This window comes from Streptomyces sp. NPDC001093, from assembly GCF_040298985.1.
In the GTDB taxonomy this organism is placed as follows: domain Bacteria; phylum Actinomycetota; class Actinomycetes; order Streptomycetales; family Streptomycetaceae; genus Streptomyces.
This window is the reverse complement of sequence record NZ_JBEPBF010000029.1, coordinates 1-23,031: the sequence shown is the minus strand read 5'-3', so window position 1 is coordinate 23,031 and position 23,031 is coordinate 1. Positions and strand designations below refer to the sequence as shown.

Below are 23,031 nucleotides of genomic sequence, written 5' to 3'. Positions count from 1 at the left end.
AACGCGTTGGACATGGAACAGCAGACCCGCCTCGCGTGGGAGGCGTACGGAGAACACCACCTGCGGCGAGGTACGCCCCTCACGGAAGTGGACCGGATCACCTGGGGTCCCGCGGCGAACGGACCGGGGGACGACCTGCTCGGAGACCTCAGTGGCCTGCGCGTCCTGGACCTCGGCTGCGGCCCCGCCCGGCACGCCGCCCACGTGGCCCGCAGCCACGGCGCACAGGTCGACGGCATCGATGCTTCCCCCGGCCAGATCGAGCGGGCCCGCGCCCGCTATGCCGATGTGCCGGGCCTGCGGCTGGTCCTCGCCGACGCTGTCGAGCACCTGGGCACGGCAGCGCCGTACGACGTGATCTACTCCCTCAGCACCCTCCACTTCCTCGACCCGCACCGGCTCCTGCCCGCCGTGGCGGCCGCCCTCAAACCCGGGGGCCGGCTGTACTTCACCGTGCTGCACACCAACTCCGCCGGCGACGGCCCGACCTCGACCGTCACCCCGCGCCCGGAGATCCTCCGCCTGGCCGGCGGCGACGATCTCACCGTGCACATGTGGGTGCTCACACCCGAGTTGTGGGAAGACCTGCTCGCGCAGTACGGGCTCCACGTGCAGGGCATCACCGTCCTCGACGCGCCGGAGGAGCACAACCACGCCTCCTACCGGCTGTTCCAGGTCCACCGGCCGGCCCGGATCACCGCCCGTCCCCGCACCGCGAAACCGCCTGTCCCCCACGCGGCCGTGGGCGTGGGCGCCGTGTTGCTGGGGCCTCGGGGACTCCTCCTGGGCCGGCACCGGCTGGGCACGCGGGAGCTGCCCGGCGGGACCGTGGAGCCGGGCGAGTCACTGCAGGAGGCAGTCGTACGCGAACTCGCCGAGGAAACCGGCCTGTACGCCGATCCCGCCGACGTCCGCGTCCTCGGCATGCTCCTCGACCAGGTCGGCGACGTCGTCCGCATCACTTTCGGCGCCCTCGTCACCCGCTGGCGCGGAGAGCCGGCCGACCAGCCCGGCGAGAGCGTCGGCGACTGGCGCTGGTGGCCGCCGGACGCCCTGCCCCCGGACCTGTTCGAGTGCAGTGCCCAGATCCTCACCGCCTGGCGCCCCGACCTGCCGATCGACCATGCACCCGCCCGCTTCACCCCGGTCACCGACCTGAACACGACCACCCCGGCGTGATCCCAGCCCTGACCGGGAGGGACCGCACGGACAACCGGACGGTGGCCCCGCTGCCGCCTCACCCAGCGCCGATACGACAAGGAGCGATGCCGTGACCACCCCCCGCCGTGCCACGCCCGCCGACGCCGAAGGCATCACCCGCCTGCGATCCGAGCTGATCCTCTCCCGACCGCTCGACTCGGCCTGGCTGGCCCTGTGCCGAGACCAGCTGGCCGAACGCCTCCAGCCTGGTGGCGATGCCCGGGCCTACGTCGTCGAGGCACCCGAGGGTGGACTCGCCGGCTGCGCCCTGGCCCTGGTCAGCCCCGTGCTGCCCGCGCCCCGGTACCCGCAGGGACTGGCCGCACGCATCCAGGCCGTGGCCACCCGACCCGGCCACCGACGCCGTGGCTACGCCAAGGCCGCCCTCACGGCACTCCTCGGCGACCTGGAGCAGGAGGGCATCACCCTCTTCGAACTGCACGCCAGTGAGGCGTCCAGGCCCCTGTACGAGGCACTCGGATTCGTCAGCGATCCGGCACTCATGCGCAGAACCGCTGTGCCTCCGCAGTCCCGCGAGCATCACGCGCGCGCCGCAGCCACCGACGCCTGGGACACGATCCGGCGTCTGGCCGACACGTTCAGCCACCTCGACACCGGGAACGGCCTCCGACCAGAGGAGCAATGGACCCTGCAAGTGCTCAAACTCGCCGAGGAGGTGGGCGAGGCCGCACAGGCCGTCATCGGCGCCCGGGGCACCAATCCCCGAAAGGGGCACAGCCACACATGGACAGACGTCCAGGACGAGGTCGCCGACGTCGTCATCACCGGCATGGTCACCCTGGCACGACTGCGCCCCGACGCACGTGAACACTTCACTGCCGTCCTGGCCCGCAAAGCCGTGAAGTTCCTTCACCCGCAAGAAGGATGAACGCAGGAGCCGGGGCACCCGAGGCCGTCGTGAACACGCTCGTCCAGGTGGGTGACCGGACCGCGCCGGGAGTCGAACAGGCGGAGGTCTCCTGCCGGCACCCTCGCCCATCGCTGACGCACACCCTCGGCGACCCGGTGTCACCTTGCTGCCGCACCGGATTCACCCGGTTGGACGGTGCTGTCGTGCCTGCCCCCCGCCCATGGGTGAACGCTGAGATGCCCCAGGAGTCCCAGCGAAAGCGAGAACGGCATGACGGTAAGGGTCCTGAGCTCACTGCGCCGCACACTGCCCCTCCGCTTCGCGACGGCGGGATGCGCCGCTGCCCTGTGCGCGACGACCACCACCCCTGCCTTGGCGGGTGACGCCGGTGCGAGCGGCGGGAAGCCGACCATCGTCCTGGTGCACGGCGCGTTCGCAGACTCCTCCAGCTGGAACGGAGTGATCGAACGACTCGAACGTCGCGGTTACACGGTCATGGCCCCGGCCAATCCGCTGCGCGGTCTGTACAGCGACTCCGCATACATCGCCTCGGTACTGAAGTCGATCAGAGGTCCCATCGTCCTGGTCGGCCACTCCTACGGCGGCGCCGTCATCAGCACGGCCGCGGCGGGCAACCCGGAGGTGAAGTCACTGGTCTACATATCCGCGCAGATGCCCGACGTCGGGGAGAGCGGCATGTCGCTGGCCGCCCGGTTCCCCAGTGCGATCGCCACCGCCACCACCTCCGTGCCCTATCGAACAGGTGAGGCCGGCGGGGCCGATCTGTACCTCAAGCGGGACAAGGTGCACCCGGTCTTCGCTGCCTGCCTGCCCATGAGCCAGGCGAACCTGCTCGGGGTCACCCAGCGCCCGGCCGCGACGACCGCGTTCTCGCAGACCGCCAAGGTCGCCGCCTGGAAAAACATCCCCTCCTGGGCTCTCGTGAGCCGCCAGGACAGGACCATCAACCCGGACCAGGAACGCTTCGAGGCCAGACGCGCCAAGTCCCACACCGTGGAGATCAACTCCTGCCATGTGTCGCTCATCGCGCGTCCCGACGCCGTCGCCGACTTGATCCTGCAGGGCGCGACCGCTGCCGGCTCGGCGCGCCCCGGCTCGCGGACACCGGCTGCGACGGGCACCCCCAGCGCGCCGCCGCGCTCGGCGGCATCGCGAGCACGTTCCTGACCCACGCGCTTCAGGCTGTGCCGGAGCCGACCAGCACATTGTCGCCGGAGCGGCCGGCGAGGTAGTCCTCGATGTCGGCCATGGTGGTCCGGGCGATCTGTCCGACGGCGACCCTGGTGAAGTACGCCTGGTGCGAGGTGACCAGGACGTTGCTGAAGGTCATCAGCCGTGCGAGGCGTTCGTCGGTCATCACCTCCAGCGACTTGTCCAGGAAGAACACGCCGGCCTCCTCCTCGTACACGTCGAGGCCGACACCGCTCAACCGCCCCGCGCGCAGCGTCTCCAGCAGGGCGTCGGTGTCCACCAGCCCGCCGCGGCTGGAGTTGACCAGGATCGCGTCGTGCTTCATCAGTGCCAGGGCCGTGGTGTCGACGAGGTGACGGGTCTCCGGCAGCAGTGGCACGTGCAGGCTGACCAGGTCCGCCTCGGCGAACAGCCGCTCACGCGGGACGTACTCCATCCCGAGGGCGAGGCAGTCGGGATTCTCCGCGATGTCCCAGCCCAGCAGCCGCATCCCGAATCCGTGTGCGATCCGGGTGAACGCCGCTCCGATCCTGCCGGTGCCCACCACCCCGGCCGTACGGCCGCGCAGGTCGCGGCCCATCAGCCCGTCGAGCCGGAAGTCGAACTCCCGGGTGCGGTGCGCGGCCCGGACGATCCGGCGGTTGACCGCCAGCGCCAGTGTCCAGGCGAACTCGGCGACCGAGTACGGCGAGTAGGACGAGACCCGGCCGACCGTGAGCCCCAGTTCCTTGGCTGCGGTCAGGTCGATGTTGTTGTAACCGGTGGACCGCTGGGCGATCATCCGCGTGCCGCCCTTGGCCAGGGCGCGCAGGACCTCGGCGTCGAGAGTGTCGTTGACGCTGCTGAGGACGACCTCGTTGCCCGCGGCCGTCGGGACGGTGTCGCGGTCCAGGAACAGCCCGAGACAGCGCAGTTCGTGCCGGCCGGCGAACGCCTTGTCGAACGCCTCCCCCAGCAAGGGCTCCTCGTCCGCGAGAACGCCGTACGCGATGATCTCCACCTGCACTCCTCCCGCCGGCACAAAGCCATCGCCTGTCCACCGTAGGCCGAGGCCGCCGGGGTGGAGAGGGCCGATGGGCTCGGGCAGCCCGGTCCATCGGCCCGGACGCCGGGCACCTCGGCGCCGGCTGGGCACGCTCACGTGTGGGGGACGACGGCCAGCGGGCAGCGGACGTGGTGGACCGCGGCATGGGTGACGGGGCCGAGGCGCGGAGGCGTCGGCCGTTCGGCCAGACGGCGGCCGACGACCAGGAGGCTCGCCGCGGAGGCGGCCCGGACCAGCGCGGTGGAGGCCCTGCCCTCCACGACGGTCTCCAGTACCTCGGTCCGGGGGTGCTTCTCACGCCACATGTGCAGGACGGCGGACAGGAACCCCCGCCACTCCTCGGCCCGTTGGGGCTCGTCGACCAGTGCGATGTCGCCGGGGCCGAGGCCGATCGCGGACGGTGGCTGCCAGGCGTGCACCACGCGGAGCCGGGTGTGCCGCAGCCGGGCCGCCTCGAAGGCGAACTCGATCACTTCGTCGCAGGGGTCGGCGAGGTCGATGCCGAGCACCACGTCCAGGTATCCGGTCCGGGTGGACGGGCTGCCGTCGGCATCCGGTACGTGCTCGTCCTCGGCCTCCTCCCCCGCTCGGACGAGGACGACGGGACGGGTGGCCCTCGCGACCACGCCCAGGGCGACCGAGCCGACCAGAAGCCCGGTGAAGCCGGTCAGGCCGCGGGAGCCCAGCACCAGCAGCTCGCACTCCTCGGCGGCCTTCAGCAGGGCTGCGGTCGCCGGTCCCTCGACCTGCCGGTCGGTGAGGCGGACGTCGGGTACGGCGCTGCGGAGGCGTTCCTCCGCCTGGCGCAGGGCACGGCGCGCCGGGTGGCGCTGCGCGGCGTTCGCGGACTCGCCGCCCGTCCGGTGGGGGTGCCGGTGCCAGGCGTGCACCAGTCGGAGCGGTCGGTCCCGGCGCACCGCCTCGCGGGCGGCCCACTCGGCGGCGGCGAGGCTCTCCGACGATCCGTCAACTCCAGCGATGACCGGCGAAAGCATGGTGCGCACCTCCTGCGCTTCGGTCTGCTCGGTACTGCCGGCGTCGAGCCACGGCCACCCGGCGGGCAGGGGCCGCAAGGTCTCCCCCAGGCCCGTTGGACCCGTGGATGTGGTTCTCCGTGGGCCAGGCATCACGCCGTCCTGGTGCGCGAAGCTCCACGAGCAGGGTGCCCACCCGGCGGTGGTGCAGTCCGTCGGACACGGCGACGGGGATCTCCGCCGGCTCCTCCTCGCCCGCCGTGTCGTACCGGCGAGGCCGATCGCATCGGGCCAGCCTCTCAGCAGCCGGTCGCCGCCGTCACGCCCGCTGGGGTACGACGGCGACCGGGCAGGCGGCGTGGTGCAGCACCGTGTGGGCGACACGGCCGAGCTGGAGGCCGTAGTGGCCCTCTCGCCGCCGGGCTCCGACGACCAGCAGGTCCGCCTCCGCCGAGACGGCCGACAGCACCTGGCGGGCGGGGCCCTCGACGGTACGCCGGTGCGTCTCGGCATCGGCCGGGGCGTCCTGCACGGCCGCTTCCAGCACCGCCGCGGCCCGCTGCTCATGCTGTCGGGCCGCGTCGCCCGACCAGCGGCCGTTGTCGTTGCTCTCGTGCGCGGGGCACCGCCAGGCTCGTACGGCGTCCAGCGGCACCCCGCGCAGCCGCGCCTCCTCGAGGGCGAAGCGCACGGCCGCCGCGCTCCCCGCGTCCCCGCCGACACCGACGGCGATGCGGCCGCGCACCCCGGACCGTGCCTGGTCGTCGTGGCTGCCGCGCAGCACGATGACCGGGCAGTGCGCGTGACCGGCCACCGTCACGCAGACGGAGCCGAGGAGCGCCTCGGCGGTTCCGCTCCGGCCGCGGGAGCCCAGGACGACAGCCGAGGCGGTGCGGCTCTCCCGTACGAGGGCGTATTCGGGCTCTTCCGGCAGTACGTCGGTGGAGATCTTCACGTCGGCCTGCCGGCGCCGGGCCCGCCGCTCGGCGGTCGCCACGATCTCCTCGGCCATCAGCTGCTCGGAGGGCTTGCCGAGGTCCGCGGCGAGGGAGACACCCTCGTACCGCTCCCACAGCGAGGCGTACACCAGGCGGAGCGGCACCCCGCGCACGGCGGCCTCGTCGGCCGCCCAGTCGACGGCCCGCAGGCTCGGCTCGGAGCCGTCCACGCCGACGACGATCGGGAGGTCCATCGCTGTCAGCCCTCCATCCCGAGGTCGTGGACGACCCGGGTCCGGCCGGCCGCGTGCAGCTGGAAGACCTCGGCGGAGTCGACCGCCTCGAACGCGGCGTCGTTCACCGCGAGCGCGATCGCGGCGTGGGCGCCACCGTGCTGCTTGAGTACCTGGCCGGCATCCTGCTTGCGGGCGTCGATGACGAGGTCGGCGCCGAGTTCCCTGGCGAGTACGAGCTTGTCGTCGGTGACGCCGATGGCGGCGACGGTGGAACCGGCGATCGCCGCGCACTGCAGGGCGAGGTGGCCAAGGCCTCCGATATCCCAGCCGGACAGGCAGTGCTCGCAGCGCCCGCAGGCCTTGACCGGCCAGGGCACGGCGACCCGCCGGCCGACGGTCAGGTGAGTGACCCCCTCGCCGACGGCCTCGACCTGGCCGACGCCGGGCTCGGGATCGGGGCGCTCCTCGATGACCAGGGGTGCACCGAAGGCTCGTACCACCGCTGCCTTCATGATGTCTGCTCCTCGGGGTGGGTCAGTCGTGCGGGACGACGGCGACGGGGGCGGTGGCGTGGTGCAGGACGGCATGGGTGACGGGTCCGACGTGGGCACCGGCGGGAGCCCGGCGGATGCGCCGGCCGACGACCACCAGCGAGGCCTCGCGGGAGGCGTCGATCAGGAGGTTGGACGGGCTGCCGAAGCGCGACTGCGCGACGACCTGGACGTCGGGGTACTTCTGCTGCCAGGGGGCCAGCACCTCGGTCAGCGCGTCGGCGTCGCTGTCCGCCAGCAACTGCTGGACTCCGGGGTCGGGCGCCATGCCGTAGGCGTGGTACGGCGTCGGGTTCCAGCCGTGTACGACTCGCAGCGGCGCGTCGCGGCGGACGGCGGCGTCGAGGGCGAACCGGATCACGGTCTCGTCGGGGCTGCCGAGGTCGAGTCCGAGGACGACCGGGCGGAACGAGGTGGCGTGGGACCGGACACCGGCCGCGCCCGTCTCGTGCTCGTCCGCGGCCTGCTCACCGGCCCGGACCAGGACGACGGGCCGCTCGGCGTGCGCCACGACCGCGAGACCGACCGAGCCGACCAGGAAACCGGCGATCCCGCCCAGCCCGCGCGAGCCGAGGACCAGCAGTTCGGCGTCCTTCGCCACGCCGACCAGGGCCTCGGCGGGCGAACCGCTCAGCTGCTCCGTGCTCACCTCGGCATCGGGGTGGCGCAGCCGCAGACCCTCGGCGGACTCCCGGAGAATCCGCTCGCTCCAGTGCTGATAGGTCTCGGCGCCGAGGAACGGGGCGTGCGCCGTCGGGGCCGGTGCCGGCTCCCAGACCTGGACGAGCTTCACGGGCAGTCCGCGCAGCTCCGCCTCGCGGGCGGCCCACTCCGCGGCGGCGCGGCACTCGGGCGAGCCGTCGAGACCCACGGTGATGGTGCGGGGCATGATCTCCACCTCCTGAATCGGGAAACCCGATTCCAGCGTCGTGTTCAGGGGTTGCGCGGGCAGGGGCCGCTGCCCCTCGTCCCTCACTCTCGTCCGGTGCACGGCGTCCCGCCGCGTGCCGAAGGTCTCCATCGAGTGGGCTGAACGTCCCTGCCCGGCGGGCTGTTTGGTCTGCGAGGCGGACTCAGCCACTGCAGCGTGCTCAGCCGGCCGTGAGGTCCGGGCGCATCAGTGTGCCCGAGCGGCCGTGCACGCTCTCGTACGCCGCGTCCAGGGCGCCGATCGCGGCCAGGCCGCCGACGCGCTCGACGAAGCGGGCGGCGGCCTCGGCCTCGGGGCCCATCGAACCGGCGGGGAACTCACCAGTGCACCGCAGTTCAGCAGGTCGTGGAGGGTGCCGGTCTCCACGGCCCGCTCCGGCGCGGGTGAGGCGACCACCCGGCGCCGGTGGAAGCGGCGTGGTCTGCCGAGATTGCCGCTGACGCGCCCGGAGTCGCGTGGTGCCGGTGCCAGACCGGCGTAGCCGGCGAGCCGGTCGGCGCTGCCCCACCTCCGCGGCGTACGACGGTCCTGTGGGCCGTGATCCGTGACGGATCGTGCCACCAGCCACACAACCGGTCACGGCCGCGGCACGACATCAGCATGGGGAGCTCCTTGTGCGGGTCGCTCGCGGATGGGTCCGGCCGGTGTCGCAGGAGGGTCTTCAGACCCTGCCCTGAGGGCCGGTCGGCCCTCTTCCCGGCGACCCGTCCCGGTTCCACTCTCGTAGGCAGCAACCGCGGCAGTCCTCTCGGGACACGACGTCAACCAGGCTGCGGTGCCGCGTCCTTGCGACTCCGAAGAGGTGGGGCACTCCTTCCCGCGGTCCCCCACGAGTGGCAAGGACGTCCGCGCGGGTCTCGTGTCGGGGGAGGCACGACGCTCGCACGACGGCCGTCGCCCTCGTCGGCACAGGGGCGACGGCCGTTGTCGTCGGCACACGGGCGAGGGCGGTTGTCGCCGGCCGAACTCGCCGGCCCTGCCCGGCTGTTCGCACCGCACCTGCCGCACCTGGGCGCCGAGGCGACGACCCGGGTGCGGGGCCTGCGAGTTCGACGCCACGGCCGTACGTTCCCTGTGCCAGGACGACCCGGCCCGCGGCCGGGCCGTGTGTCGGGGCCACGGTCTGGGCGGACCGCAGCGACGTCGAGCCGGCGCCGCTAACCCTCCGAGACCGGCACCCGCCAGACGATCGTGGTGCCGCCGTCGGGCGGGCCGGTGAACGTCAGGTCCCCGCCCAGCTGTTCGGCCCGTTCGGCCATGTTGCGCAGTCCGCTGCGGCGGCCCTCCGGCGGGATTCCCACGCCGTTGTCGGAGACGGTGAGGCAGAGCTCGCGGCCGTCGGTCGTCAGTGCGACCTCGGCGCGGTCGGCGTGCGCGTGCCGGGCGGTGTTGGTCAGGGCCTCCGAGAGGACGGCCACCACGTGGTCGGCGACCTCCTTGGGTACATGAGTGTCCAGCAGGCCCTCCATGCGCAGGCTGGGCGCGAAGCCCAGCACCGGTGCCGCCTCGCCGGCCACGCGCACCGCCCGGGTCCTCAGGCCGGGACCGTCGGCGCCCTCACGCGTCCGCAGACCGAAGATCGTCGACCTGATGATCTTGATGGTCTCGTCCAGGTCGTCCACCGCGCGCAGCACCCGCTCCGAGGCCTCGGCGTGCTCGATGAACCGGCCCGCGCTCTGCAGGGTCATGCCGGTGGCGAACAGCCGCTGGATGGCCAGGTCGTGCAGGTCCCGGGCGATACGGTCGCGGTCCTCCAGCAGCCTGATCTGCTCGGCGTCCTGCCGGCGCTGCGCGAGCTCCATCGCGACGGCCGCCTGCGCGGCGAATCCCTGCAGGGGCTGGGTCTCCTTGCCGGTGAACACCGTCCGGCCCGCCGCACGGACCAGCAGCACCACACCCCGCACGCCCTCGCCGGTTCCGATCGGGACGGCGACGGCCGGACCGAGTCCGGTGAAGCGTGCCGGGGCGGCCGAGTCCCCATCGCCGCGGGACACATCAGGGCTGGTGACGGGCGCGGCGGTGGCGAAGGCACGGCCGATCAGGCTGTCGTCGACCGGAAGGACGAGGCCGCTGTGGCCCTCCGCCTCCTGTCCGATCGCGAGTTCCACCGTGAGGGCGCCGGTGTCCTCCATGGGCACCGCGACCACGGCGAGCACCGCGTCCGTGATCTCCAGGGCCCGTTCGGCGATCAGTCCGAGGGCCTCACCGCGACCGCTGCCGGACATGAGGCTGTGGGTGATCTCCGCGCTCGCCTGCAGCCAGCGTTCCCGCAGCCGGGACTCCTCGTACAGGCGGGCGTTGTCGATGGCCACGCCCGCGGCGACGGCAAGGGTGGACAGGACCGACTCGTCCTCCTCGTCGAACTGTGCCCCGCCGCGCTTCTCGGTCAGGTACAGGTTGCCGAACACCTGGTCGCGCACCCGGATCGGTACGCCGAGGAAGGTGTTCATGGGGGGATGGCCCGGCGGGAAGCCGTACGAAGCGGAGTGTTCCGAGAGCTTGGCCAGCCGCAGCGGCTCGGGGTGCCGGATCAACTGGCCGAGGATGCCGTGGCCTTCGGGGTAGGGTCCGATCCGGGTGATCTGCTCCTCGCTGACGCCGACGGTGAGGAAGTCCGACAGCCGTTTCCCGTCCGGTCCGATCACGCCGAGGGCCGCGTACTCGGCCTCGACCAGAACGGCGGCCGCTTCCACGATGCTGCGCAGTGCCTGCTTGAGGTCCAGCTCCCGGCCCACCGAGAGGACGGCCTCCAGCAGACTGTGCACCCGGTCCCGAGTACCGCGCGCCGCGTCCAGGCGCGCCTGCAACTCTGCGAGCAGCTCGTCCAGCCGCAGCTGCGGCAGTCGCACCTGCGTGCCCTCGGTGCTTCCCACCAGTGTGTCCTCCAAGCCCCTCGCGCACCCTCGGCCCGTCGTTCCGGCCGGGGGTCACGGTAGCGGCTCCCGAGGGGAGGCGGTTCCGGGGCTCAGGATCCTTCCTGCCGCTGCCGGTCGTGGACCTGAGTGGCGATGACGGCGGCCTGGATACGCCGTTCGACGCCGAGCTTGGCGAGCAGCCGCGAGATGTGGTTCTTCACCGTCTTCTCTGCAAGGTAGAGCCGCTGACCGATCTGGCGGTTGGTCAGCCCCTCTCCGATCAGGGCCAGGATCTCCCGCTCACGTTCCGTCAGGCCCTGCAGCTCGTCCGGCTCCTCCTCCTGCTGCTCACCGCCGCGCAGCCGGGCCATCAGCTTGGTGGTGGCGCTCGGGTCGAGCAGGGACTGGCCGCTGGCGACGGTGCGCACGGCGGACACGAGGTCCGAGCCCTGGATCTGCTTCAGGACGTAGCCGGACGCGCCCGCCATGATCGAGTCGAGGAGTGCCTCCTCGTCGTCGAAGGAGGTCAGCATCAGGCAGGCCAGGTCGGGCATCCGGGAGCGCAGTTCCCGGCACACGGTCACGCCGTCGCCGTCGGGCAGGCGTACGTCGAGCACGGCCACCTGCGGGCGCAGCGCGGGGACGCGCACCAGGGCCTGCTCCACCGTGCCGGCCTCGCCGACCACGCTGATGTCGGGCTCGTCGTTCAGCAGGTCGCGCACGCCGCGCCGCACCACCTCGTGGTCGTCCAGCAGGAAGACCCGGATCGTGCTGTCCTGCTCGCCGTCCGCCATCGAAAACTCCTTGTTCTGCGTTCCGCACCGATGTCCGCCGATGGACAGGACCGACCCCGCCCACCGAGATCCTTCTCGTTTCCGGGCCCACGGACCAGGGCCGGTCGGCCCTGATTTCACCCTGTCATGACAGCCCCAGGGGCGCCGGAGGCCCGCGCGCCGCCCGTCCGGGCACCGACCTCGCGCCGGGACGGGTGGCCCGGGCACGAACTGGCCGGGGACGCCGGCTCGCGTTGCCCGGTCCGAGGCGCTCGACGCGTGGATCGACGGCCGCGGCCGCGGGAGAGGTCATGGCGGACCCTGCGGTCACGGTTCACGGAGCAACGCGTGTCGGACGCGGCACGGATGATGGAGCGTCATCGGGTCGACCGGCTGCCTGTGGCGGACGGGGAGGACCGCATCCTCGGCATCGCCACCCGTCGTGGCCTGCTGCGGCCCTTCCTCCGTACGGACGAGGAGATTCGCCGGCAGGTGATCGAGGAGGTTCTGCCGGGCGGGAGGGGTGCCTGGCTCCCTGAACCGGACGCCGGCCGGCAGCTCAGCGGGGCGGCGGGGCTTGTCCCGGATCCTGCCGGCTCACGGTGCGCCCGGCCGAGGAAACAGGGCCGAACGGCCCTGGTGTGCGGGGCCCCGGAGCCGTTCCAATGACCCGATCGATCTGTCCGTGGCCTCGGGCTCGCCGCCGCCGCGGACGGACAGCCGCCCGCGACCAGGAGGACAGCGCACATGCCGTACCGGTACATCGCTCGTCCCAACGGCGGCAGGGCGCGTGGAAACCCCGCCACGTCGGCCGGAGACACAGCGCAGTGAGCAGCGAGTCCGTACGGAAGCCCGCCATGACCATCGACAACGTCCAGACCGTTCCCCCGGGGCCGCGCCGCAGCGTCGAGCTCGACAGCGACGAGGCACTGCGGCTGCTGGGGAGTGTCTCCCTCGGCCGGATCGTCTTCACCCGCCAGGCACTGCCCACCGTCCGCCCGGTCAACCACGTCCTGGACGACGGCGACATCGTCATCCGCACCCATGAGGGTGCGGCCCTGACCTCACGCACCCGTCAGGCCGGTGCACCGGGCGTCGTCGTCGCCTACGAGGCCGACGCCATCGACCCGCACACCCATCTGGGGTGGAGCGTGGTCGTCACCGGGTATGCCCACCTCGTGACCGATCCCGGGGAACTGGCCCGCTACCAGGCGTTGCTGCAGCCGTGGGTGAACCGGACCATGGACTACGCGGTGCGTATCCACCCCGATCTGATCACCGGTGCCAGGCTCACCGCGGCCGAGGAGTCCGGATCCGCCTGACCACGGTCGCCTGATCGCCTCCGTTGCAGCTGCGCACCGCAGTCACGCGGAGAGGTGCACGCCGTACATCGTGTGGCCGGCGAGGAGTTCCCGCCCGCTGACCAGTTCGGGCTCGATGCGCACGTACACCTCCTCGGGTGAGGGCACCCAGGAACACAGGCCGATACGGTCCAGGCGTCTCAGCTCGGCCTCGTCGGTCACGACCTCGGCGCGACCTGTGACGACGACGCTCCAGCCGGCCTGCGCGACCGCATCGACCGCGTCCGCTTCGAAGGCCACGACCGCGCCGTCGACCGCGCGGGCCAGTTCCGAGGCCGCCGCGGTGCGCAGCACGACGGCGCCGTCGTGGTCCAGACGGAAATTGACCGGCAGGACGGCGGGCAGCGCCTTGCGCGTGTGGACGATACGGCCGACAGGAGCCGTCGCCAGCAGGCGCAGGCACTCTCCACGACCGAATTCGCGGAAACCGTCGTTCGGGTACATGGTCAGCCCGTCTCTCGCCCGGTGGGAGGATGCACGCTCCATGCTGCGCCGGGAGACGGCGGCGGATGAGGGGCCACCGGTCCCGGCCTCGCCGGAGAGCGGCCCACCGGTGAGCGCCACAAAAGGGGCCAAACCGCCCTTACCGTTTCCCGGTCAGCCACTCCGCCAGGACAGCGGCCTGGCTGTGGTCCACGTCCTTGGTGGCGGTCAGCAGCATGAGCCTGTCGTGTGCTGCCAGGTCGCGCAGATGTTCGGCCGCCTCGCGGTGCTCCGTGTCGCGCAGCTCTGCCAGATAGCGGCGGCGGAACTCGGTGAAGCGGCTGGGCTCGTGGCCGTACCACTTGCGCAGGTCGCTCGACGGGGCGACGTCACGGAGCCACTCGTGCAGATGCGCGTCCTCCTTGCGCATGCCCCGTGGCCAGACCCGGTCGACGAGCACGCGCTTCCCGTCCTGCGGTGAGGTCTCCTCGTAGACTCTGCGATAGGCGATCTGTCTGGCCATCGCGCTGCCCTTTCCCCAGGTCGGCCGCCCCGGCCTCGAGCGGACGGGCGACTTCGCGCCCTGCTGCGGAGCGGACGTTCTCGACTCGTCCATTTTATCGGGGACCGGTCAGGTCACCTCGGGCCCTCGTCGCCGGGCTCGCCGTCCCGGACGAGCACACGCGGCGCCAGGTGGGGGCGTTTCCGGTCGACGGGTACCCGATGGAGCATGGAGGGGGACGCTCCACGGCGTGGGGCCGTGTGCGTCACTCCGTCGGTGGTGAGATGGGCGATGAAGGGTTCGATCAGGATCGGAAGTGTGCGGAGTGTGACGGTGCGCGCGCACTGGAGCGTGCCGTTGGTCATGCTGCTCTTCGCGTACGGTCTGGCCGACCGGACGCTGCCCGCGTACGCACCCGGTCTGTCGTCCCTCGCGTACGCGACGGCCGGGGTTGCCGGCGCTCTCCTGCTGCTCGCCAGCCTGGTGATGCATGAGACGGCACACGCGCTCATGGCCCTGCGGGCCGGGGTGCCGGTGCAGGACATGACGCTGTGGGCACTGGGCGGAGTGACCCGGATGGACCGGCCCGCCACGGCGCGGACGACGTTCGCGGTCGCCGTCAGTGGGCCGCTCGCCAGCCTGCTGCTCGGCGGGGCCGCGGTCGGCGCCGCGGCAGGGGTCCACGCGACACTCGACTGGCGACTCCCCGTCGTCGTACTGGGCTGGCTCGGCGGCACCAACCTGCTGCTGGGTGTCTTCAACCTGCTGCCCGCCGCTCCGCTCGACGGAGGCCGGGTGCTCCAGGCCGCGCTGTGGTGGCGCACCGGCGACCGCGAACGGGCCCAGCGCGCGGCCGGGCGCACCGGACAGATCATCGGCATGGCTCTGGCCGTGGTGGGCTGGCTCGCGTTCGCCAGGGGTATGACGGGCGGACTGTGGCTGATGGTCGTCGCGCTGTTCGTGGCGGGCGCCGCCGCGGCCGAACGCCGGTGGGCGCAGCTGGCCCTGGCCGTGCGCGGGGTGCGGGTGGCCGACGCGATGACCAGTCCGGTGGACACCGGCCCCGACTGGCTGACCGTGGACCGTTTCCTTTCCGACGTGGCCGCCCGGACACGGCATTCGGTGCTGCCGCTGCTGGACTTCGAAGGCCGGCCGAGCGGGGTCGTACAGCTGCGCCGGCTGATCGTCGGTCCGTCCGGCGAGCAGCAGGCGCGTCCCGTACGGGACCTCGCGACACCCGTCTCCCAGTGCACCATCGCCGCACCGGACGAGCAGCTCACCGCAGTCCTGGCACGGCTCGGCACCGACGGCGGGCTGCCCGTCCTGGTCATGGACGGCTCCCGCCTGGACGGCATCATCACCGCACACGACATCCAACGGCTCTACCAGCAGTACACGGCACGCAAGAGCGACGGGACGGCAGCGCCGAGCGGCGGAGCGGGCCGCGAGGGGATCACCACGTAGCCGACGAGCCCCGGATGGCTCAGCGCACCGACACCGGCGCAGGGCACGCGGTGCCACCGCCTTCCCCGGTCGCAGCACCGCCAGGACCTAGGCCTTGGCGCCAAGTCCAGGAACCGGCCCCCGCTTGTGCCCGCTCCCGTACGCCGGAGCGGAGGATGCGGGAGTGGCGGGTTCGGGGCACGGTGGGGGCGGGGCCGGTTTCCGGCCGATTCCTCCCGAGCACCGAGCACCCGAAGGAACCTTGATGTCCGTAGCCACAGACTTGCTCGTTCCGGCGCTGCGCGAGGTCCGTGAGACCAAGGCGGCGCTCGCCGACCGCTTCAAGGCCCACCTCGCCGTCACGCCCCCCGGTGAACACCGGGATGTCCTGGAGCGCCGCCTCGGCGACGCCCGCGGCCACGTCTACCGCATCGACGAACGCCTGGACACGTTGCACCCCCGCGGGATGATGCAGAGCGTCCTCGGAGGCGCCTGGCAGCTCACCGGGCATGCGGCCCGGCTGCCCCTCGAGATGGCGATGTCGGTTCCGGCCGCCGTGTTCCGGGGCCGGGGAACGGCCACCCAGCTGCGGCTGCTGAAGAACGCCGAGGACGAGTACGCCGTCACCGCACTGGCCCTGGCCGTCTGCCGGGCCGCCGAACGCATCGCCCAGGAGTCCGGGGACGGCGTCACCACCGAGCTGCTCGGCTCCATCCGCCATGACGACGAGGAGGCGCTGGAGGAGCTCGCCGACGCTCTCGAGCAGCACGCCGAAGCCGCGGTGGCGGCCAGCGAGACCACGGACGGATCGGGTGTGGGCGGTGCGGCCCTGGCGGTGCGGGAGTGGAGCAGTTGGCTGCGGGAGACGGCTGAGCGCATGCCGGGTGCGGACCGGCTCCAGGGCGCCCCGCGGGGAGCCCTCATCAGCGAGGTCGAGCTGCCGATCCCGGACTACCGCAGGCTCAGCACCAGGATGATCATCGACCGGCTGCCGCACCTGGCGCAGACGGACCTGGCCATGGTCGGCGCCTACGAGCGTTCCCACGCGGGCCGCCCGGCTGTCCTGAGCCGGATCGCCGCCCTGCTCGGGCCGGTGCCCTGGCCCGGTTACGACAGCATGACCGCGGAGGAGGTCGTCAAGCGGCTCAATGACGCCGAACCCAGGCACTGCCGGCGGGTTCTGGAGTACGAGCGGCGCCATCAGGCACGTTCCACGGTCCTCAAGGCCGCGGAGAAGGCCGCCGAGCGAGTGCCCGCCTGATTGGTGCGGCTCGCGCTGCCCCGCTGGACGGCCCCGCGGTCGCGCCGCCGGACTCACACGGTCGGCCGCGGGGCTCGGGGGTGCTGCCGCCGGTAGGTCCACAACCGGTCGACAAGGGTGAAGCCGAAGGAGCCGAAGAGCCGGGCGGCGGCCTCGCCCTCCGGGGTACGGTCCGGGATGTCGTCGATGACGAGGGCGACCTCGCAGGCACCCTGTTCGGCCAGCAGGGCCAGGGCCTGGCCGAGCAGCTTGCGGCCAAGGCCCCGGCGACGGTGGGTGTGACGGGTCTCGATCCAGTACACGGTGGCGGTGCGGCCGGGTCCGGCACCGACCACCGCCTCCGCGACCGGCTCGGCCCCGTCACGGACGATCAGCCGGTGCCCGGGAGGGACTTCGCAGGGAAAGACGTCGGCGACCAGCTTGGCGGGCGACGGCTCGCCCGGTAGCGCGCAGTACAGGTAGGCACCCTGGCAACGGCCGGTGAATCCGGCCTCCACCAGAGCGTCATGGGTCACGGCGCGACGGACACGGGGCAGGCCGCCCGGCCCCAGTGGCCCCGGCGGGGCGCCGACGAACGCGTCGATCTTCGGGCAGTGGGCGAGTTCGGCGCATGCGTGACCGAGGAGGGCACGCAGCACGGGCGGATCCTCGCGGCCGTAGGCCCAGCAGATCACGCCGGTGCGGGCATCCGTCCAGGACACGTACGCGACGACGCCGCGGGGGCGCTCGTCGGCGTCGGCGAGGACGCCGATACCCGGCCGGGCCGACGTGGCCCAGCCGGCCAGGGCGAGCGGACGGCTCCGCGCGGCGGCCAGCTGCTCCGGCGTGCAGCGCTGCTGCCCCGGCAGGCGGTCCGCATCGATCAGCTCCTGCACCCCTGGCTCGTCCTCGGGGCGATAGGGGCGCATGGTCGCGCCACTGGGGCTGGGTGAAGAGGCCATGGTGTCGGTCCGCACAGGTGCTGACGTTCTTACCGGCTACGTTCTTTCCTACCCCCTACGTCCCAGCGTCCTCCGATTCGTCGTCGATGTCACGGGCGGGCGGAGCCGATGTCACGGGCGAGGCGGAGATCATGCGGCGGCCACGGCCTGGCCGGCGGCGGTCAGCAGGGAGCGCATCTGATCGATGACCGGCTGGTGCAGCGGCAGGGTCAGATGTCCGACACCGGGCACGAGCACGTTGCGGGCCTTGAGGTGGGGATGGTCGATGCGGCCCCTGGCGGCCGGTACGACGGCCTCGTCCAGGTCGCTGTAGAAGGCCACGAACCGGGTCCGGCAACCGGTGGCGGGCCCGGCGAGCTCTGTCAGCACATCGCTGCCCGGCCGCAGCTGGCGCAGCAGCGGATGGGGCGGAGCCAGCAGTGCCGTCGCGGTCCCCGCGTGCGGGGTCGCCAGTGTGATGAGCAGGGGGACACACCGGTCCCCGCCGAGGCGCTGCACGTAGTAGCGCGCGATCAACCCGCCCAGGCTGTATCCGATCAGGACCACGGGCCGGGCCCCACCGCAGGCGTGGACCGTCTCCACCTGGTCGCCGAGAACCCTGGCCGCCGTGCGGATGTCCGGGCTGAGCGCGTTGTAGCTGACGGTGACGAAGGGACCCGCGCCGCAGCCGTCCAGGCCACGCCGCAGGGAGGACGTGACCCACTCCCGGTCGGCCAGGCCGTGGACCAGGAGCACCGGGACCGTCGCGTCGGCCGACGGTGGCCTGCTCCACTCCGTCGGCCGCGCGGGCCGGGCGTGACCGATCCATCCGGTCAGCTGCTCCACGCCCTCCACGGCGATATCGACCGGGAGCCTGACCAGGCGTACGGCCGCCCGGCCGGCCTCGGCGCCGAGACCGCGCACCGGCGACAGGCCCGGCACCGACAGTTGGGTGCTGAAGGGAGTGCCCGTACCCGCTCACCTCCCGACCTACGCCCCGAGGTGCTTCTATCTATTCCCCGTGTTCCCCCAAAACGCTGCACGCGCCCCTCTGATTCCCTCCCGCCACCGTGGCTGCGCCGTCGATACCGGTCTGGAGGGTGGTGTCGTGGTGGAGAACGCGCGTACGCCGTGGTCGGCACGGCGTGCCCCCTGGCTTCCTCGCCCGGCGCGCGGCGTCGACCGCAGTCGCCGGAGCGATGACGCAACCGCCAGGCAGCCGCCACGGCCGCGCGTAGGGCGGCGCGGGCCCGGACTGCCGTCGCGGACGCGTTCGCCCACCCCGTCGCCGCCCGGCCCGGCCCGGCTCGCCCGGCGGCTGCCGCCGTCGCCGCGCCCGGATCCCCGGCTCGGGGAGCTGATACAGGCCCTGGTCCCGCATCTGCACGCGTTCGTCCGCGAGGTCAGGCCGCCCGAGGCCGAATGGCGGCGGGCGATCGACTCCTCACCGGGCCGGTCGTATCACCACCGACCGCCGGCAGGAGTTCGTGCCGTTCTCCGACGTCGTCGGCCCGTTCTTCGTGGACTGCTCGCCGGAGATCCCCAGGAGCGGCGACCTCATCCCCGTACGTCGAAGCCTCCCCGCCCGTCGAACCGCACCTCCCGGACCTCGTCGAATCCGTCCGCCGGCGATGGCTTGCGCAGCCGCTTCAGTGTGGTGAGAACGCCGACGTCCGGGACACGGTCACGGCCCTCGCGTGCGGCGTTGCGTCGCAGCGAGCCGGCCGCGTCCGGAGGGAACCAGTAGGCCGTGACCGTCGCCCCGTGCGTGTGGGCCAGCTCCACCAGCGGGCCCCACTCCTGCGGCGAGGGGTTGGTGTTGTCGACCGCCACCGGCCGCCCCGCCACCAGATGCTCCTCCACCAGTCGCATCTGCCTCCGCTGCTTGTTCTTGGCGCCCCGCGGAAACAGGTCCTTGCTGACCAGCGCGTACTGACCGGACAGGCACCGCGTGTAGAAGGTGGACTTTCCGGAAGCCTGCAGCCCGACCAGGACGGCCACGTCTACGTCGATCGCCATGACCGCCACGATGACACGTGAAGGCCGGCGTCCGACAGCCCGCGTGTCTCACGGCCCCTGCCGACCGCGACGGCGGCGGGGGCAGGCGGCGCACTCGAGCGGTCCGAGCCGAACAGTGTGGATGCGTACGAGGGGAGCGAATCGTCATGCCCCGTCCGGCCGGCGATCGGATGCCTGTACCTGCTGCGTCGCGGCGGCCACCGCGGGCAGGTGCGACAGACGTACACGGTGGTCATCGCCTCGGCCGCGGTGGTGTCGCTCCTCGCCGGACTGGCGTGGTACGGATTCGGCATCCCGCCCGGCCGGCGAGTACTGGGCTGGCTGCATCCGCCGAGGACGGCGCGGTGCGCACCGGCCGGGATGCGGTGGTCATGGAGAACGCACTGCTCCGGGGCGGGGCGAACCTTCGCCGGGACGACCGGCTCCTCTCCTGCTGACCGGAGCCGAGGAGGGAATGGCTGCGTCTTCCGGGGGGTACGCAGCCGGGGTGGCCGGTGCCGCTGTGAGTGTGTTGCGGCGTACGGTGCCCCGGGCCGGGAAGGCCGGCTCGCCGCGCACCGTACTGGTCGTGATGTGCGTCGGCTACTTTCTGGTGCTGCTCGACGTGACGATCGTCAACGTCGCGCTGCCACGGATCGGTTCCGGGCTCGGCGCCGACGTGAGCGGCCTGCAGTGGGTGGTCGACGGCTATGCGCTGGCGCTGGCGTCGCTGATGCTCACCGCCGGCACGCTGGGCGATCTGCACGGCCACAAACGGATCGTGCTGATCGGGCTGATCGTCTTCGGGGCGGGCTCGCTCGCCTGCGGCCTGGCCCCCGGTGCCGCGGTGCTGGTCGCCGCCCGCGTCGTGCAGGGAATCGGAGCCGCCCTGCTGCTGCCCGGAACATTGGCGATCATCAGTGACGCCTTCCCCGAGGGGGCCGGGCAGGCGAGGGCGATCGGCGTGTGGGCGGGCATCGGCAGCCTCGCCCTGCCCGCGGGGCCGCTGCTGGGCGGGGCGCTGGTCGACGCCTTCGGCTGGCGTGCGATCTTCCTCCTCAACGTGCCGATCGTGCTGCCGGCCCTGGTCTGGGCCGGGGCGATCGTCCGAGAGTGCAGGGAGCCGCAGACCAGGGGTCTGGATCTGCCCGGGTTGCTGGTGGGGAGCCTGCTGTTGCTGGCGACGACGTTCGCGTTCATCCAGGGCGGGCGCTCCGGCGCCGGGTCCGCGCCGGTCGTCGCGACCGTGGTCGTGGCCCTGGCGGCGCTCGTCGCGCTGGTCCTCGTCGAGCGGCGCCGCGGGGATCGGGCCATGCTGCCGCTCGGACTGTTCCGGCGCGCGGGATTCAGCGTGGCGAACACGGCGGCCGGGACGATGAACCTGTGCACCCTCGGCACGCTGTTCGTCCTGATGCTGTTCCTGCAGTCCCTCCAGCATCGCCCACCGCTCGAAGCGGGGCTGGCGATCGTCCCACTGTTCGCGCCGCCGGCCGTGCTGGCGCCGTTCGGCGGGCGGCTGACCGGCTGGACCGGGGCCCGCCTGCCGGCCGGTGCCGGGCTGCTCCTCGCCGCGGCGGGGCTGGCACTGCTGACCCGGGTGACGCCGTCGTCGGGCTACGGCACCATGCTGCCCGCGTTCCTGCTGTGGGGCGTCGGACTGGGCCTGCTGACCCCCGCCGTCGTCGCCGCTGCCATCACCGCCGTGCCCGGCGAACGCTCCGGACTCGCCTCGGCCATCAACAACACCGCGCGCCAGGCCGGCGGTGCGATCGGCATCGCGGTGGCCGGTGCCGTCGCCGGCCGGCCCGGCAGCGGCGCGCACTTCGTACACGGCTTCCACACCGTCGCGCTGGGCTCGGCACTGCTCTACCTCGTCGCCGCCGTCCTCGCGCTCCGCCTGCTGCCCGGTCACCTGCTTCCTTGCCACCGCCGGTCCCGATGACCCCTTGGCCCAGCTCCTGTCGAGGGCGGTGGTCCGACATCCAGTGGTCTGGCACGCGGCCCCCTCCTTGAGCTCGGTCAACCCCTGTTGATGCGGTAATTACTTGGCTGTTCAGGAGGCCGACCGGGAAGGCCAGCAGGGCCTCTTGGCACCCGGATTGGTATGGCTCATCCGGCTACCAAGAGGCCTTGAAGGCAGGCGTTCAGGTCCACGCAGAGGGAGCAGTGTCCTGGGTGGTCGAGACGCCCTTCATCATTCGTCAGTTGGTGGCGAGGGTCTCAGTGATCCGGGACAGGGTGGCCGGGGTGGTGGTGGACAGGTTGGTGAACAGGTTGGCCGTGACCGTCCCGCCTGCGGAGACAGCCCACAGGTCGGGGATGCCGTCGCGGTTGGCGTCGGCGGCCTGCAGGGTCAGTGCGGCTCTGGTGTTCCACCCGGTGGCGACCGGGTAGGCGGTGTAGGTGAGGTTGCCGGTGCTGGGGTCGGCGGCCAGGTTCTTCCACAGGTCGAGTTCGCCGGTGGACTTCTTCCACAGGAACATCGCGGTGCTGCTTCCGCCGTCCGTGGTGGGCAGCTGCGTGGTGGCGACAGTCCAGTTGTTCCAGTCCGCGGTTCCGTCGGGTGTGCCGGCGTTGAGCGCGACGGGGAACTGGTAGTTGCCGGCGCCGGCGCTGCTCGGGTAGAGGTTGAGGGCGTAACCGTTGACGCTGTCGCCGGAGACACCGATGAGGTCGGGGAACCCGGTGTTGCCGCCGGAGGTGTTTCCGGCGTTGGAGAGCTGGACGGGGTTGTTGCCGTTGATGTCCTGGAACGCCCCGGCCGGGATGCTGACAGTGTTCCCGCTGACCGGGTTGAGCGGCGCGCCGTCTCCGTTGCCCTTGATGATCGCGCCGCCGCCCGCGTCGTTGCCGCTGGGGTAGTAGACCAGCACGTCCTGTTCGGTGCCGCCGGTGAACCGTCCGGCGACGACCGCCGAGCCGTCGAAGTCCGACGGCGAGCCGTTGGCGTTGAAGCCGTTGCCGTTGACGCCGATGTCCGTCGGCGCGGTGCTGACGTGTCCATCACCGGTACCGGGGGCCAGCCACAGACCTGAGGGAAGTCCGTTCTGGGCGCCGACGGTGAGCAGGTCGGGGATGCCGTCGCCGGTCAGGTCGCCGTCGGCCTGATGGGTCGTCGGCGCGGCGGAGTTGAAGGCAATGGTCGCCGTCCCGCCGAAGTTGCCTCCCGCGGACAGGCTGGTGACCGACAGGGTATTGGTGCGGCTGGTCGGGGTGACCGTGATGGTGGCGTTGCCGGAGGCGTCAGCGGTGACGGTGGCTGGGGCACCTGTGTTGAGCTGATATCGGTAGCTGCTCGGTACGGTCCCACCACTGGGCGCGGTGACGGCGATGTTCAGCGGCTGTCCGACGGTGGACGCCGCCGGTTGGGCGATGACGGGCGTGCCGGGGCGCGTCGGGTCGAAGGAGAAGTGGCAGATGGCCGACCAGGCGCCGGTGCGGTGGAAGTCGGTGGCCCGGACTTTCCAGTCGAACTCGGTGATGGAACTGCCTGCCGCCGACTCCAGGGTGGCCTTGGGGATGACGTAGACGGCCGTG

The 23,031-nt window shown here is 72.3% G+C and carries 21 protein-coding genes and 3 pseudogenes; 9 read left to right on the top strand and 15 right to left on the bottom strand.

Annotated features, from left to right (window positions below):
* Positions 1–12 precede the first annotated feature (12 nt).
* The 3 genes from ABT288_RS17130 to ABT288_RS17120 all read left to right on the top strand — a co-directional run bounded on the left by ABT288_RS17130 (position 13) and on the right by ABT288_RS17120 (position 3,259).
* Complete coding sequence (locus ABT288_RS17130) at positions 13–1,179, top strand: bifunctional class I SAM-dependent methyltransferase/NUDIX hydrolase (protein WP_351607962.1); 1,167 nt, start codon at positions 13–15, stop codon at positions 1,177–1,179.
* Positions 1,180–1,270: 91 nt separating this feature from the next.
* Positions 1,271–2,089, top strand: a complete 819-nt coding sequence (locus ABT288_RS17125) for a GNAT family N-acetyltransferase (protein ID WP_351607959.1) — start codon at positions 1,271–1,273, stop codon at positions 2,087–2,089.
* 252 nt (positions 2,090–2,341) lie between these two features.
* Positions 2,342–3,259 (top strand): alpha/beta fold hydrolase, encoded by a 918-nt coding sequence (locus tag ABT288_RS17120; protein WP_351607956.1) that lies wholly within the window; start codon positions 2,342–2,344, stop codon positions 3,257–3,259.
* Between the two features lie 10 nt (positions 3,260–3,269).
* Here the strand turns inward: ABT288_RS17120 and ABT288_RS17115 are convergent, their stop codons facing one another.
* The 9 genes and pseudogenes from ABT288_RS17115 to ABT288_RS17075 all read right to left on the bottom strand — a co-directional run bounded on the left by ABT288_RS17115 (position 3,270) and on the right by ABT288_RS17075 (position 11,607).
* The gene (locus tag ABT288_RS17115) at positions 3,270–4,283 is read right to left on the bottom strand and encodes a 2-hydroxyacid dehydrogenase (RefSeq protein WP_351607953.1); all 1,014 of its coding nucleotides are present in this window, start codon (positions 4,281–4,283) and stop codon (positions 3,270–3,272) included.
* A gap of 137 nt (positions 4,284–4,420) precedes the next feature.
* Positions 4,421–5,323, bottom strand: coding sequence for a universal stress protein (locus tag ABT288_RS17110; RefSeq protein WP_351607950.1), 903 nt, complete (start codon positions 5,321–5,323; stop codon positions 4,421–4,423).
* Positions 5,324–5,621: 298 nt separating this feature from the next.
* Positions 5,622–6,494: a universal stress protein gene (locus tag ABT288_RS17105; RefSeq protein WP_351607947.1), complete on the bottom strand. Its 873-nt coding sequence runs from the start codon at positions 6,492–6,494 to the stop codon at positions 5,622–5,624.
* Positions 6,495–6,499: 5 nt separating this feature from the next.
* Positions 6,500–6,988, bottom strand: coding sequence for a zinc-binding dehydrogenase (locus ABT288_RS17100; protein ID WP_351607944.1), 489 nt, complete (start codon positions 6,986–6,988; stop codon positions 6,500–6,502).
* 22 nt (positions 6,989–7,010) lie between these two features.
* Entirely contained in the window at positions 7,011–7,916 is a 906-nt protein-coding gene (locus ABT288_RS17095; RefSeq protein WP_351607941.1) for a universal stress protein, read from the bottom strand.
* Positions 7,917–8,118: 202 nt separating this feature from the next.
* Positions 8,119–8,301: pseudogene (locus ABT288_RS17090) on the bottom strand (carbamate kinase); the annotation flags it as partial.
* A 56-nt stretch (positions 8,302–8,357) separates the two neighbouring features.
* Positions 8,358–8,465: pseudogene (locus ABT288_RS17085) on the bottom strand (transposase); the annotation flags it as partial.
* A 650-nt stretch (positions 8,466–9,115) separates the two neighbouring features.
* Positions 9,116–10,831, bottom strand: a complete 1,716-nt coding sequence (locus tag ABT288_RS17080) for a sensor histidine kinase (RefSeq protein WP_351607938.1) — start codon at positions 10,829–10,831, stop codon at positions 9,116–9,118.
* A gap of 92 nt (positions 10,832–10,923) precedes the next feature.
* The gene (locus tag ABT288_RS17075; protein WP_351607935.1) at positions 10,924–11,607 is read right to left on the bottom strand and encodes a response regulator; all 684 of its coding nucleotides are present in this window, start codon (positions 11,605–11,607) and stop codon (positions 10,924–10,926) included.
* 327 nt (positions 11,608–11,934) lie between these two features.
* Here ABT288_RS17075 and ABT288_RS50255 point away from each other — a divergent pair, with 327 nt between their 5' ends.
* Both ABT288_RS50255 and ABT288_RS17065 read left to right on the top strand, forming a co-directional pair.
* Positions 11,935–12,255, top strand: a complete 321-nt coding sequence (locus tag ABT288_RS50255; protein ID WP_451336289.1) for a CBS domain-containing protein — start codon at positions 11,935–11,937, stop codon at positions 12,253–12,255.
* A gap of 188 nt (positions 12,256–12,443) precedes the next feature.
* Positions 12,444–12,908, top strand: coding sequence for a pyridoxamine 5'-phosphate oxidase family protein (locus tag ABT288_RS17065; protein ID WP_351607932.1), 465 nt, complete (start codon positions 12,444–12,446; stop codon positions 12,906–12,908).
* A 42-nt stretch (positions 12,909–12,950) separates the two neighbouring features.
* Here ABT288_RS17065 and ABT288_RS17060 read toward each other — a convergent pair whose 3' ends face one another.
* On the bottom strand, positions 12,951–13,391 hold the full coding sequence (locus ABT288_RS17060; RefSeq protein ID WP_351607929.1) for a pyridoxamine 5'-phosphate oxidase family protein: 441 nt from the start codon (positions 13,389–13,391) through the stop codon (positions 12,951–12,953).
* Positions 13,392–13,530: 139 nt separating this feature from the next.
* Complete coding sequence (locus ABT288_RS17055) at positions 13,531–13,893, bottom strand: DUF488 domain-containing protein (protein WP_351607926.1); 363 nt, start codon at positions 13,891–13,893, stop codon at positions 13,531–13,533.
* A gap of 270 nt (positions 13,894–14,163) precedes the next feature.
* Here ABT288_RS17055 and ABT288_RS17050 point away from each other — a divergent pair, with 270 nt between their 5' ends.
* Positions 14,164–15,336: a site-2 protease family protein gene (locus ABT288_RS17050; protein ID WP_351607923.1), complete on the top strand. Its 1,173-nt coding sequence runs from the start codon at positions 14,164–14,166 to the stop codon at positions 15,334–15,336.
* 244 nt (positions 15,337–15,580) lie between these two features.
* Entirely contained in the window at positions 15,581–16,576 is a 996-nt protein-coding gene (locus ABT288_RS17045; RefSeq protein WP_351607920.1) for a hypothetical protein, read from the top strand.
* Between the two features lie 53 nt (positions 16,577–16,629).
* Here the strand turns inward: ABT288_RS17045 and ABT288_RS17040 are convergent, their stop codons facing one another.
* Positions 16,630–17,517 (bottom strand): GNAT family N-acetyltransferase, encoded by an 888-nt coding sequence (locus ABT288_RS17040; RefSeq protein WP_351607917.1) that lies wholly within the window; start codon positions 17,515–17,517, stop codon positions 16,630–16,632.
* A 129-nt stretch (positions 17,518–17,646) separates the two neighbouring features.
* Positions 17,647–18,438: an esterase/lipase family protein gene (locus ABT288_RS17035; protein WP_351607914.1), complete on the bottom strand. Its 792-nt coding sequence runs from the start codon at positions 18,436–18,438 to the stop codon at positions 17,647–17,649.
* 10 nt (positions 18,439–18,448) lie between these two features.
* On the opposite strand from ABT288_RS17035, the pseudogene ABT288_RS17030 reads away from it, so the two are divergent.
* A pseudogene (locus tag ABT288_RS17030) lies at positions 18,449–18,889 on the top strand (hypothetical protein); the annotation flags it as partial.
* A 164-nt stretch (positions 18,890–19,053) separates the two neighbouring features.
* Here ABT288_RS17030 and ABT288_RS17025 read toward each other — a convergent pair.
* Positions 19,054–19,515 carry an AAA family ATPase gene (locus ABT288_RS17025; protein WP_351607911.1) on the bottom strand — a complete coding sequence of 154 codons (462 nt, stop codon included), beginning with the start codon at positions 19,513–19,515 and terminating at the stop codon, positions 19,054–19,056.
* Between the two features lie 454 nt (positions 19,516–19,969).
* Between ABT288_RS17025 and ABT288_RS17020 the strand changes: the two genes are divergently transcribed.
* The gene (locus ABT288_RS17020) at positions 19,970–21,436 is read left to right on the top strand and encodes an MFS transporter (protein ID WP_351607908.1); all 1,467 of its coding nucleotides are present in this window, start codon (positions 19,970–19,972) and stop codon (positions 21,434–21,436) included.
* Between the two features lie 259 nt (positions 21,437–21,695).
* Here ABT288_RS17020 and ABT288_RS17015 read toward each other — a convergent pair.
* Positions 21,696–23,031: hypothetical protein (locus ABT288_RS17015; RefSeq protein ID WP_351607905.1), on the bottom strand; the 1,336-nt coding region annotated here is incomplete at its 5' end.

What these genes read in the sequence shown, in the direction of transcription:
- ABT288_RS17130 (WP_351607962.1), top strand. Translation starts at nt 13, where the DNA reads ATGGAACAGCAGACCCGCCTCGCGTGGGAGGCGTACGGAGAACACCAC.
- ABT288_RS17120 (WP_351607956.1), top strand. Translation starts at nt 2,342, where the DNA reads ATGACGGTAAGGGTCCTGAGCTCACTGCGCCGCACACTGCCCCTCCGC.
- ABT288_RS17110 (WP_351607950.1), bottom strand. Translation starts at nt 5,323, where the DNA reads ATGCTTTCGCCGGTCATCGCTGGAGTTGACGGATCGTCGGAGAGCCTC.
- ABT288_RS17105 (WP_351607947.1), bottom strand. Translation starts at nt 6,494, where the DNA reads ATGGACCTCCCGATCGTCGTCGGCGTGGACGGCTCCGAGCCGAGCCTG.
- ABT288_RS17100 (WP_351607944.1), bottom strand. Translation starts at nt 6,988, where the DNA reads ATGAAGGCAGCGGTGGTACGAGCCTTCGGTGCACCCCTGGTCATCGAG.
- ABT288_RS17095 (WP_351607941.1), bottom strand. Translation starts at nt 7,916, where the DNA reads ATGCCCCGCACCATCACCGTGGGTCTCGACGGCTCGCCCGAGTGCCGC.
- ABT288_RS17075 (WP_351607935.1), bottom strand. Translation starts at nt 11,607, where the DNA reads ATGGCGGACGGCGAGCAGGACAGCACGATCCGGGTCTTCCTGCTGGAC.
- ABT288_RS17065 (WP_351607932.1), top strand. Translation starts at nt 12,444, where the DNA reads ATGACCATCGACAACGTCCAGACCGTTCCCCCGGGGCCGCGCCGCAGC.
- ABT288_RS17060 (WP_351607929.1), bottom strand. Translation starts at nt 13,391, where the DNA reads ATGTACCCGAACGACGGTTTCCGCGAATTCGGTCGTGGAGAGTGCCTG.
- ABT288_RS17055 (WP_351607926.1), bottom strand. Translation starts at nt 13,893, where the DNA reads ATGGCCAGACAGATCGCCTATCGCAGAGTCTACGAGGAGACCTCACCG.
- ABT288_RS17050 (WP_351607923.1), top strand. Translation starts at nt 14,164, where the DNA reads ATGAAGGGTTCGATCAGGATCGGAAGTGTGCGGAGTGTGACGGTGCGC.
- ABT288_RS17045 (WP_351607920.1), top strand. Translation starts at nt 15,581, where the DNA reads ATGTCCGTAGCCACAGACTTGCTCGTTCCGGCGCTGCGCGAGGTCCGT.
- ABT288_RS17040 (WP_351607917.1), bottom strand. Translation starts at nt 17,517, where the DNA reads ATGGCCTCTTCACCCAGCCCCAGTGGCGCGACCATGCGCCCCTATCGC.
- ABT288_RS17025 (WP_351607911.1), bottom strand. Translation starts at nt 19,515, where the DNA reads ATGGCGATCGACGTAGACGTGGCCGTCCTGGTCGGGCTGCAGGCTTCC.
- ABT288_RS17020 (WP_351607908.1), top strand. Translation starts at nt 19,970, where the DNA reads ATGGCTGCGTCTTCCGGGGGGTACGCAGCCGGGGTGGCCGGTGCCGCT.